Source organism: Fischerella muscicola PCC 7414, from assembly GCF_000317205.1.
GTDB lineage: Bacteria > Cyanobacteriota > Cyanobacteriia > Cyanobacteriales > Nostocaceae > Fischerella > Fischerella muscicola.
The window spans coordinates 1-3,957 of record NZ_AJLK01000184.1 but is presented as its reverse complement, the minus strand read 5'-3'; the positions used below and the strand labels follow the sequence as shown (position 1 = coordinate 3,957).

The following is a 3,957-nucleotide window of genomic DNA, read 5'->3' as shown; positions in this document are numbered from 1 at the left end:
AATTGCGATGGTCATTAGAGGAATCTCCAAACTTTATAAGTACAGGTTTTTAACCTCTGTATTATAGACTGCCAAATTTTTGGCTGACTACAAAACAGAATGTAAACTAGGTTGTCAATCTAGTTTACAAATTTTTACTCTCTCTAATCATATTATGTGTTCTTCACTAATTTTTCCAGGGGTTTTTTAACTGAACTTAATCTTTGTTAAATGAAATGTGAAATTAAAAATAAAAATTAATTTTATATTTTAACTACTGATTTATCTCTAATTTTTAATTGTTTAGGTTAATGGTTAGTGATTAGTAGTCAATTGATCACTGACTCCTCACACTCCACGCCAGTCGCTCTTTGTTGGAAACCAACAAGACCGCGCTGGCTCCCACACTCCCCACACTCCCCATCCTCAATCCCCGACCTTCTTCAAGCTAGAATTAGACCTACAGTTAAATAAATTAAAGCTAAATGTTTACCATCGATTTAACCGTAAGAAATACTCCCTTCCCCATTTCGGTACAGCGTAAGACAGCTGAAGACGCAGAAGCCGTTTATCAGCTCATTTTGGCAGCAATGACTTCTGGTAAGCCTGAGATTGTAGAACTCAAGTGTGAAGGTAAAACAGAGAAAAAAATTGCCGTTCGTGCAAGTGAAATCTCCGGAGTGCAGGTAACACAGAAAGACAGTGCAACCACTGCTAGTGGTAGACCACCTGGTTTCTTTGCCCTTGCCTCTGAATAAAGAGATGACTTAAACAATGGCGGAACTAGGTATTAAGGTAAAAGACTTAAACTTCAGCTGGCCTTCTGGAGAGAAAGTAATTAAATCTTGCTCTATCGAAGTACCCAAAGGAGAATTTTGGATGCTTTTGGGTACCAATGGTAGTGGGAAATCAACATTGCTGAGACTGCTAGCGGGATTATTAGCACCCCAATCTGGTGAGATTGGGGTTTTGCATCCGGTGGGCTTTGTTTTTCAAAATCCTGACCATCAATTGGTAATGCCCACTGTCGGTGCTGATATCGCTTTTGGGTTAGTAGAAGAAAAATTAACACTACCTGCCATCAGAGCCAGGGTTGAAGAAGCATTAGCAGCAGTAAATTTACTAGGACTGCAAAGACGTCCGATCTATGCTTTGAGTGGAGGACAAAAACAGCGAGTGGCGATCGCTGGTGCTTTAGCCCGTCACTGTGCAGTCTTACTCCTAGATGAACCTACTGCCTTACTTGATCCAGATAGTCAACTAGAATTGGTGGCTAGTGTCCGCAAACTGGTCAAAACTCGGGGTATTACAGCCCTATGGGTTACGCATCGCTTAGACGAATTAAATTACTGTGACGGCGCTTTTTTACTAGAAAAAGGCTCCTTGATAGACAAGGGAGAAGCTCAACGTCTCAAACAGCGTCTGACGCAGTTACATACAGACTAGGGATAAGCATACTTTATCTTCCATCTGTGTCTGGGAAAAGGTAGAAGGTGAAGGGGTAAGGGCTATTCATTTCCTCCCTTGCCCCTTTCCCTTTCCCCTTTAACCGATAAGTATTGTTAGGGGCTGGGAAATAGAGATAAAGATTAAAAGACAAAAGTAGAGATTTCTCTTCATTTAGTTGTTAATTTGACTTTTAACTTACTCTAGCTTCTAGCCTCTTGTTCCTGTGCCCTTATAAAAGCAATTTTTGTGAAGCTATTGCGTTTTTTAACTTTGTAACATAGTGTTACAAGAGATCATTGAATTACTATAAAAGTTATGAATGAATTTTGTTAACTCTAGATAATTGTGATTAAAAACCATGTCCCGTTCCTTACCCCAAGCCGTTTTCTTAGTAGACGGCTACAACATTATAGGCACTTGGTCTTGTCTGAAAAGAACCCGTGACCAAGCCGGACTAGAAGCGGCGCGCTGGGAATTGATAGAAGCTTTGACCGATTACAGCGCATTTCAAGGCTATGAGACACAAATAGTGTTTGATGCCCAATATCAAAATGCTAGTAGTAACAAAGAAGTTATTACAGAACTTGTATCTGTTTATTATACTGATTTCGGTCAAACAGCAGACACGTATATTGAAAAAGCCTGTGCATCTTTGCGTCCTGCCATAGCTCAATCTTTAATTTCTCGCGTGATTGTTGCAACCTCAGATCGCGCCCAGCAACTGATGGTACAGGGGTACGGGGCAGAATGGTTATCAGCACAGCAATTATGTTACGAAGTGCAAGCCACAGTTTGTCGGGTGCGGCAAAGGTATCAACCACGCAAAAAATCCAATGGTAGATTTTTAGCTAATTCTATTGATGCCAAAGCAAGACAGCGCCTAGCTGAACTGCGAATGGGATTGAAGTAAATTGTTCACACAAATCAAATCCTAACCATTTCTCTGGCTGGGAGTCTGAGTTGATTGAGTGTTGGCAAAGAATTTAGATTTAGGTTGCTATTCAAAACACTCACAAAATTTTTGGAAAAATTTTTCCAAAAGTACTTGCCAATTCCTAGAACTTGGTATTAATATTATTAATCGTGACGTTCCTCAGTAGCTCAGTGGTAGAGCGGTCGGCTGTTAACCGATTGGTCGCAGGTTCGAATCCTGCCTGGGGAGTTAAAGAAGTACAAAGGATAAAGTATGAAGGATAAAGACAGAGTTTCATACTTGAGTCTTCAAACTTCAGACTTCAAAGATTTATGGTTGCTTGATCCAAAAGTAACTTTTCTCAATCATGGCTCCTTTGGTGCTTGTCCGATCGCAGTCTTATCATTTCAGCAACAGTTGCGATCGCAACTCGAACAAGAACCACTACGATTTTTCACCAGGGAATGGGAACCACTTCTAGATGGAGCAAAAACCAAATTAGCGGCGTTTGTCGGTGCTGATGTAGAAGATTTGGTATTTGTCCCCAATGCAACTACTGGTGTCAATACGGTGTTGCGTTCTCTAATTTTTCATCCTGGAGACGAAATACTCACAACTAACCACGAATACAACGCCTGTCGTAATGCACTTGATTTTATCGCCAGTCGTACAGGGGCACATGTGGTCGTTGCTCAAATTCCTTTTCCCCTCGATTCGCCTCAGCAAGTTGTAGAAGCAGTAATAGAGCGAGTTTCACCCAAAACAAGATTAGCACTGCTGGATCATGTCACAAGTCAAACAGCGTTAATCTTTCCTCTACAGGAGTTAGTGCAACAATTGCAAGCAAGGGGTGTGGACACACTTGTAGATGGCGCTCATGCACCAGGAATGATACCTCTAAATTTGCGAGAAATTGGCGCAACTTATTACACGGGAAATTGCCACAAATGGCTGTGTGCGCCCAAGGGAGCAGCCTTTTTGTACGTGCGACGGGATAAACACTCAGAAATTCGTCCCTTGACAATTAGCCACGGTGCTAACTCGTCACGCACTGATAAAAGTCGCTTGCAATTGGAATTTGACTGGATGGGGACAGATGATCCCACTGCGTATATGTGCGTACCAGAAGCGATCGCATTTTTGGGTTCACTGTTACCTGGTGGATGGGATGAATTGAGACAGCACAATCGTCAATTGGCATTGCAAGCCAGACAGCTACTTTGTGAAACATTGGAAGTTTTGCCACCTTGTCCTGATGAAATGATCGGTTCAATGGCTGTTGTACCCATGCCTATTGTTTTGGAGAACCGCAATTTTATATCTATACGTGATGAGTTATTTGATCGGTTTTCTATTCAGGTGCAAGTTGTTCCTTGGCAAGAGGCACCGAAGTTACTGCTGAGGATTTCTGCACAGATTTACAACACGATTGAGGAGTATGAGTATTTAGGAAAAGTACTCAGAGAATTGATCGCTGAAAGTGGTGGCTAGCACTTTGATAGCAATTATTTTTGAAGATGCACAATATATAAAAAATGAACCGCCAAGAAGCCAAGAAGCCAAGAGTCGAGGATTACTAATTTAGTGTGGCTTGACATTAAATTGGTATAAGTAGG

Annotated in this window: 4 protein-coding genes and 1 tRNA gene; all 5 read left to right on the top strand. The window is 41.4% G+C overall.

Annotated features, from left to right (window positions below):
- The first annotated feature begins 464 nt into the window (after positions 1–464).
- A complete protein-coding gene (locus UYI_RS0129025) occupies positions 465–737 on the top strand; it encodes a hypothetical protein (protein ID WP_016870198.1) in 273 nt (90 codons plus the stop codon).
- Positions 738–753: 16 nt separating this feature from the next.
- Complete coding sequence (locus UYI_RS0129020) at positions 754–1,425, top strand: ABC transporter ATP-binding protein (RefSeq protein WP_016870197.1); 672 nt, start codon at positions 754–756, stop codon at positions 1,423–1,425.
- Between the two features lie 361 nt (positions 1,426–1,786).
- Entirely contained in the window at positions 1,787–2,338 is a 552-nt protein-coding gene (locus UYI_RS0129015; RefSeq protein ID WP_016870196.1) for an NYN domain-containing protein, read from the top strand.
- Between the two features lie 180 nt (positions 2,339–2,518).
- A tRNA-Asn gene (locus UYI_RS0129010) sits at positions 2,519–2,590 on the top strand.
- 24 nt (positions 2,591–2,614) lie between these two features.
- Positions 2,615–3,832, top strand: coding sequence for an aminotransferase class V-fold PLP-dependent enzyme (locus UYI_RS0129005; RefSeq protein ID WP_016870195.1), 1,218 nt, complete (start codon positions 2,615–2,617; stop codon positions 3,830–3,832).
- Positions 3,833–3,957 lie beyond the last annotated feature (125 nt).